Origin of the sequence: Corynebacterium sputi DSM 45148 (assembly GCF_000427865.1) — a bacterium.
GTDB lineage: Bacteria > Actinomycetota > Actinomycetes > Mycobacteriales > Mycobacteriaceae > Corynebacterium > Corynebacterium sputi.
This window is the reverse complement of sequence record NZ_ATYV01000009.1, coordinates 152,088-159,059: the sequence shown is the minus strand read 5'-3', so window position 1 is coordinate 159,059 and position 6,972 is coordinate 152,088. Positions and strand designations below refer to the sequence as shown.

The following is a 6,972-nucleotide window of genomic DNA, read 5'->3' as shown; positions in this document are numbered from 1 at the left end:
GGACTGTGCGCAGTCAGGGCAGGTGTTGCTCGCGGACACGGGTGTGGCGTCGATGATGGTGATGTTTCCGGCGTCGGCGGCACCGGTGATCGTCAGGCCGATCTCGGCGGTCCGGCAGATGGTGTCGGCGACGAGGTTGCCAGTAGTAGGCTGCACAGTAGGGTCCTGGTTCGGTTGGATGGAAGCGTCGTAACTCTCATCTTGTACCGGCCAGGACCCCTATATGTTGTGCCACCCCGAACCCCACCCCGCGGTCAACTACGCACTCCGAAACGTGAAGAGCCCCTTTACTAGACACCGAGGCGCTTGTGAGCTGGCATCGCACAGCCTGCCGTGTCTTGCTCGCACTGTCCTCGGGTTCGGCTGACTGGATCACAGGACCTGCGCGCATCCCGCGAGTCATTGACAAAATGCCCTGAGCCCCGAAAAAAGAGTTTCTGGGCCCGTCGACCAAATACCAACCTCGACCGGCCGCAGCCCCAAAGCGCGAGTAGCGAAGCCGCAAGATCGGCTTCCCTCCAGGTCACCAACCCACAAATACTTCAACCTTATAATCACGTTGGAAAAACTAGATCAGGTACAACAGCAACCAGATATGAGCCTAAGAGTGATTTCATTGGGCTGAATATGCCCCTAGTACGGCTCAAGCCGCCGGAGCAGCCGGCAAAATCTGGGGTCACGGAAAGATGCAGGTTAGTCCCCATCGCACAGATGGGAACTCTCAGTAATCACCATCAAAACTAGTCGCACTGCCAGTTTTAACGCTCGAAAACACCGGGAAATCATAGGCAACATCGTCTCTTTTAGAGACCAACGAGAACGTTCCCTTACCCACGCCAGTACGGAACGAGCCTACGGTCGTACCATCGATGATGACAGAAGAATGCTCGCCAGAAGTGACGATCCTAAGAGTATGTGTTGGCGAAGCGACCAGGTCACCATAGTCGACAAGTGTGCCACCGTTAAAAATAGAGTAGCGAGAATAGGAAGCGTAGACCAACAAACCATGTGCCTCGGAGTTCTCCTTGACAGATAGTCCAGCAAAAATGCTCGGCGTCAGCGCGTTCGCCGTCGCAGATACGGAATAGTCATCCCACCCCGAGGCTCTCTGAGCAGCCCAAAAAGCCTTAGAATAGAGCAACGTGTCTGCCTCAAACTGAAAACCATCGCCGCGTCGCAGCCGGTCGAAATCAACGGGGGCTACAGCGTACCTAGATCCTTGAAACCACGAGTCATCTAACGTAAGAGCATCATAACTACCGACGGGGATCGACTGGGTCTGGTACAGCATATCGATGAAGTCGGAAGTGGAATGCTCAGAGGTGATCTCAAGGCGTTCAAGAACATCAGGGTTTGAGTCGAGATCAGAGAGAACAGGTAACGGGTTTCGACGATTCGTAAAAACCGCATTGAACGAGTCAACCTGTGTATCGACGGCAACCTTGTGAAAAGAATCATCCTTGGTATCAGCAGCGCTTGGAGTAGAAAAAGGGAAAGAAAACTGCGTCGCAGGCTCTAATCCATTGTCCTGAAATAAACGATCTAACGAATCGTTGTCGGAAGAAACACGTTCGCTAAACTCAGTGTCACTTTCAACAATACCGTTCGATACGCCTCTGTGTGCATACGCAGGAACCTCTCCGCTGCCACCATCAACTCTATGATGGAAATCAAACGAGTGAGACTGAAAACTCCAGCGACCAGAGCCTTGCATTTTTCTAATCTTAGGCCAATTCAGATAGTAGGGTTGATATTCGCCAATGTACGCACCAATCAAAAAGGACGTTGCAGTAAACCCGAGCTTCTCTAAGATCGGATCAGCATACTCGTATAAACCTGATGTGCCGTCGTCAAAAGTCAAATAAAAACTCTTCTGGGACGGGACGAAATCGCCTTGCAGGTACGAATCGAATTCCGCTGCGGTCATCGACGTATAACCCCACCTATGAAGAACCTCCATCTGATCCTGAAACGACGAAGGCGTAATGGTGTAAATACTCGAGCTGCTCTCGACGGACGGATCGTCACTATCAGGACGAATGTCATGATAGCTCAACACAATCGGTTCAGCCACGGCCCCGTCGATCTCAGATATCCCGCCTAGAGAATCCATGTGCTGAAGAGCCTCCCCTGAAAGAGTCCCCTCCGGGGGCGATGACCTGAAACCGACAGTTCGCTCCCAGTCCCAGAAGAAGTACGCAGAGAAGAAAGTTGCTCCGATTATTAGGATCGTCAATAGCCTAAAAGACGATGTCAAAAAAAATGATAGTATTTTCTTGCCCATGCATAGCTCCACTAAAATTATTCACAAAACATTATGCTAGAATATTAGTCCCCTGCTGAGAACAAAAACATAGTTGACAACCAAAATGACGACGAAAAGCACTACTAATAGGACTCTTGTAATTCTAGCTAGTCCACTTGCGTAAAATTTATCCGTGCCGTTCGAGGCGCGCTTCTTCCGATGATGTCCCATAGATTTTTATAACGTCCTTGACCACACGCCGCGCCGGATCGTCAGGAGCGCATAGGGCAAAAGCCACGACAGGATCAGTGAGGATACTAATCCCATGAAAATTCTGTACACCCACCTGTTTGACCCAGGGTTTTCATAAGCAAATGCAGCGGCCCACATAGTTCCTTTAAGAATAACCCCACACAGGTACAATGCAGTCAAAAGCCACAGTCCCATCAGCGGAGCCCACACAAGGTGCAAAGCTGCCATGGCCGGCGCAGCCAGCACCCACACACAGTGCCCATAGAACAAGATCGACGGCACTAGCCCACGTCTGAACATGAATAATCCAGTGAACAAGAGATTTCTAATGAAACTCTTCTTCCACCGGATCTGCTGCTTCAAAAAAGCCTGCATGGATTCTGGTACAACAGTCCACACTTTCGCCGAGTGCACATAACCCACCTGCCAGCGTCGTTCTGGATAATCCTGACCAGCGACGAAGTCATCCTCCGAGTATTTCGCTTTGAGTCGAGAACCAACCCAACGCTGACCAAGGACATATCCTGTTAACTGCCTATCGGTGGCAAAACGAAACTCCTCGCCAAGAAAAGTGTCATATTGCCATGCTGGAAAATAGTTCCACACAGCCTCTTTCCGGAACACCGCCAGCGGCCCTGACACACATGTCACTGACCCTACCGATGACTCTGCGGCTTTAACCACACGGAATGAACCCTCGTACCACGCGTCCTGGATTCTGGTGAGCAGAGTGCTGTCGGCGTTTAACGCCCGCGCATGACCAGAAACAGCCCCAAGTCGCGGATCCATAATCAGAGCATCGACACAGCGGCTAACCGCATCTGGAGCAAGAACACAATCCGAGTCAGTAAAAGCCAAAACTCTTCCGCTAGACTGTTCCACTCCTTGAACAAGTGCCTTCTTCTTCCCGACGTTAATCGGACTTGCTATTAAAACAAAGTCGTAAATCTCCTGAAGCTCCCGAAGTCTTTCCGTGGTTCCATCGGTTGAACAGTCATCAATGACAACGACCTCCATTTTGTCGTAGCTTTGCCCGACGAGCGAGCTCACACACCGGTCGATGACGTCGATTTCGTTCATTACTGCAACAAGCAGTGTCACGCGCGGATTAGTTTCAAGAGAAGGAAATGTATTCCGATGTCGTTTTTTGACACTAGACTCAATCGATGGGTCCGAATAGAAGCCAAAAGCAAGTATAAAGTTAAAGATCGTTGCCGACAGGACACTTACGCCATAGATCGCTATCACCGGCCCCTGAAAAATGGGCGGTAGGCGCATTGCTAAGAACACAATCATAGGCAACGTCGCTAGGACAATGAGGAGAACTTTTCCTGCGGACCTGGCAGACGGATCCGAGAGCAGGATGTCTCGCCTTCTTCTCGAGTGGGCTCCCCATTTTTTAGAATCGATGAACGCAGCTGACCCCTCCGGAGGAGATATCTGTTCACCTGGCAAAGCCAATTCACTTTTAACGGCAACCGCCTGCGTTTCAGATTGCATGAGATATCAGGGGTGAGGTCGTTGAAAAAAGAGCATCTACTACGGGCCTGGAGAACTTGCGCCAGTCCTCATGAGTCTCCCCTTCGTGCAAAGTATGAACTAGAATCACATCTGCTTCTGCTGCGACCTCTGATGGTGACTTCTCGAATGTTAGGCCGTCGACGGTTACAGTCTCAACGTGCGCATCACTATAAGTCACAGTGCATCCTTGGGACGCCAGTTCGCCCATAATCACCAATGCTGGCGATTCGCGTACGTCCGAAACATTCGGCTTGAACGCAACTCCGGCAACATGAACATGTGCTTTGGCAATTGGTGTTCCACTGTCATTCAACGCGTCCCGGATCATTCGGACTATTCGCAGCGGGCGCGCCGAAATTGAGTTCATGGTGGCCTCAACAATGGGAGCCTGCAGGTGCTTCTTTTTCATGCCCCACAGTAGGTACTCAGGATCGCAGGGAATGCAATGGCCACCGACGCCTGGGCCGGGTGTAAATTTCATGAAGCCATATGGTTTCGACGCTGCCGCACCGATGATTTCTGATATGTCCAGTCCATACTCGATGGCCATGTCAGAAAATTCATTTACGAATGATATGTTCACTGCTCTGAATGTGTTTTCCAGAAGCTTGGTTGTCTCCGCGGCCTCGAGCGAAGAGACATGATGAAGGGTTAACGATGTTTCGCCCAGCACCGTCGCTGCATGCGTCGCACACTCGTTAGTGAAGCCGCCGAGAACACGTGGCGTCAGCCTGGGGTCGTGGCCCGTTACCCCTGGGTCGATACGCTCGGGCGAGTACGCCACGTAGACATCCTCGCCTACCGTGAACCCAAGACGCTGTAGCGGTTCGACAAACATCTCCTTTGTGCACCCAACGTAAGTGGTGGAGGTAACAATGATGGTTTGTCCTGGTCGCACAGAAGCAACTACCGCATCTCGTGCGGACCGAAGCGCTCTCAGGTCAGGTGTTCGGTGTTCATCAACCGGTGTTGGCACACACACAATGACCGTCTCGACCTCATGTAGCACTGCTGGATCGGAGCTCAACTCCAAATCACCGCTTGACAGCAATCCGTCAATTAGCCGCCTTCGATCAGGTGAGAGATCGACACGGTTTTCGTGAATCATATCTAGCCTTTTCGCGGAGATGTCGAAGCCAACAACTGTGTTGTTTTCGCTCCTGGCCAGGTCAATCGCGGTAGGCAAACCTACGTAGCCGAGCCCAATGATTCCGATGCGATGGCGGTTGCTGTGTAGGGACATGCGAGGTTGACCTTCATTCACGATCCGAGGGGGCAGTGCACCAGCCTCAAACGACGCGAGCGACACCTTATGTGACATGTCCATAATTACACTGTCAGTGCGGTTTCTCTAAATCAGCTCCCCAAAGTTCTTCCTAGGGCACCAATTTGGGGGCACTTCACCTTCTTTCGAAACGGCCCGAACTGCTGGGTTAGCCCATCCTCGTGCTAGGTGTGCGGTCCGCCCCGGGCCGCGACGCGTTCGAGAGTCAGATCATCTCCGGCATCGTCCTGGCCGGTCTCGGTCTGGTAGTCATCATCGAGCAGATCCATGCGACACTCTGGTGAGCACTCGCCCAACGCTAATGGTGTTCCCCAGCACAGAGTTCCACTCCAGCTCAGATGCATCGGGGTTGCGGACCGCATGATCCCGGTAACGCGGCACACACATATGACAGTTTCAACTGTCATATGTGCTATAAAGTGCATATGGCAAGAGATGACCAATTGTTGTTCGCCGACCAGATCGGACAGTTCTACACAGAACACTTGAATTTTTCGCCCGTTGCAGGGCGGATGCTCGGCTACCTTGCGGTGTGTGACCGGCCAGCGCAGTCGATCAATGAGCTCGCTGAGGCTTTGTTAGTCAGTCGCAGCGCGATTGTTCAGGCCGTGACGGCATTGCAGACACGCGGCCTAGTGCAGCGCTCACGCTCACGCGGAGATCGCGTCGACAAGATCACCGCCGTGATCGATGCATCCACTTTTGAAGATGACCTTGATGCCCTCGGATACGCAGACCAGGCGGTGTTGCTGCGTCAAGGATCAGCGATGCTGGAGGAGCGGGACCCTCGACGGCAGGGGCTGGACGACATCGCTGACTTCTACGAGTTTGTCGGCGCACGGCTCCCGGCGCTCAAAGCCGATTGGCAAAGACAGCGAAGTGCCTCTTCCCATGCTGGTCAAACGTCGTGACCGTGTCCTTGGCCCTGATGATCGTCGGGCTTGCACTACTTGACAGCACTAGTTTTGGGACCTCGCTTCTGCCGCTGTGGTTACTGCTTTTACCCGGCCGCATCCAGCTTGGGCGAATAGCCTGCTACTTGCTCACACTTGGCTTGTCCTACTTCATCGCCGGAGTGCTGCTAGCACTGGGTGCTGAGCGCCTGCTCGATGACTGGGGAGCTCTACTGCTTGAGCTCCCACATCATTCTTTGGCCGCGATACAAATCACGGTAGGGCTGGTAGTACTTGGCGCTGGCGGGCTGATGCTTGCCAAGGGCAAATCGTCACCAAAACAACCCTCCACCGGGGCGCTACTGCGCTGGCGTAAGCAAGCCATGACCGCAGGGTCATCCGCCGCTCTGATCAGACTGGCAGTGCTAGCTTTCGCAGTGGAGTTCGTCACGATGGTGCCCTATCTTGCCGTGATCGGATTGCTCAGCACCACGGAGCTCTCGTTTTCCGCAATTACTGCGTGGATCGCTGTGTACTGCGCCATCATGATCGCCCCTGCCGCTATCGCGACATTTGTTCGAATCCATGCACATGAACGCGTGGGTCCAACGCTTGGACGGCTCGACGCTTGGCTTTCCCGCAACGGCCCCATCATCAGCGGCGCTACACTCACCCTGATTGGAACCGTGGCCATCGCTAACGCAACGATACGCATTGCCTCCTGAGAATACTCACGCATAGATAGCCGCACAAAACAACACGACGCAGACCAAGCG

The 6,972-nt window shown here is 52.9% G+C and carries 5 protein-coding genes and 1 pseudogene; 2 read left to right on the top strand and 4 right to left on the bottom strand.

Going from position 1 to position 6,972, the window contains the following annotated elements:
• From YWU_RS18585 to YWU_RS15510, 4 genes and pseudogenes are all read right to left on the bottom strand, one after another.
• A pseudogene (locus tag YWU_RS18585) lies at positions 1 to 156 on the bottom strand (ISL3 family transposase); the annotation flags it as partial.
• Between the two features lie 565 nt (positions 157 to 721).
• Positions 722 to 2,074 carry a polysaccharide deacetylase family protein gene (locus YWU_RS0106160; protein WP_205618304.1) on the bottom strand — a complete coding sequence of 451 codons (1,353 nt, stop codon included), beginning with the start codon at positions 2,072 to 2,074 and terminating at the stop codon, positions 722 to 724.
• A gap of 408 nt (positions 2,075 to 2,482) precedes the next feature.
• Complete coding sequence (locus YWU_RS0106155) at positions 2,483 to 3,997, bottom strand: glycosyltransferase family 2 protein (RefSeq protein WP_084141880.1); 1,515 nt, start codon at positions 3,995 to 3,997, stop codon at positions 2,483 to 2,485.
• Positions 3,987 to 5,261 (bottom strand): nucleotide sugar dehydrogenase, encoded by a 1,275-nt coding sequence (locus tag YWU_RS15510; RefSeq protein ID WP_169718886.1) that lies wholly within the window; start codon positions 5,259 to 5,261, stop codon positions 3,987 to 3,989. The genes YWU_RS0106155 and YWU_RS15510 overlap by 11 nt, the downstream gene beginning before the upstream one ends.
• Before the next feature lie 467 nt (positions 5,262 to 5,728).
• Between YWU_RS15510 and YWU_RS0106140 the strand changes: the two genes are divergently transcribed.
• The gene (locus YWU_RS0106140) at positions 5,729 to 6,214 is read left to right on the top strand and encodes a GbsR/MarR family transcriptional regulator (RefSeq protein ID WP_027019777.1); all 486 of its coding nucleotides are present in this window, start codon (positions 5,729 to 5,731) and stop codon (positions 6,212 to 6,214) included.
• Complete coding sequence (locus YWU_RS0106135) at positions 6,211 to 6,921, top strand: GAP family protein (protein WP_051260103.1); 711 nt, start codon at positions 6,211 to 6,213, stop codon at positions 6,919 to 6,921. The genes YWU_RS0106140 and YWU_RS0106135 overlap by 4 nt, the downstream gene beginning before the upstream one ends.
• The last annotated feature ends 51 nt before the right edge of the window (positions 6,922 to 6,972 follow it).

Excerpts from the sequence above, each read along its gene's own strand:
- YWU_RS15510 (WP_169718886.1), bottom strand. The coding sequence starts at position 5,261 with ATGTCCCTACACAGCAACCGCCATCGCATCGGAATCATTGGGCTCGGC.
- YWU_RS0106155 (WP_084141880.1), bottom strand. The coding sequence starts at position 3,997 with ATGCAATCTGAAACGCAGGCGGTTGCCGTTAAAAGTGAATTGGCTTTG.
- YWU_RS0106140 (WP_027019777.1), top strand. The coding sequence starts at position 5,729 with ATGGCAAGAGATGACCAATTGTTGTTCGCCGACCAGATCGGACAGTTC.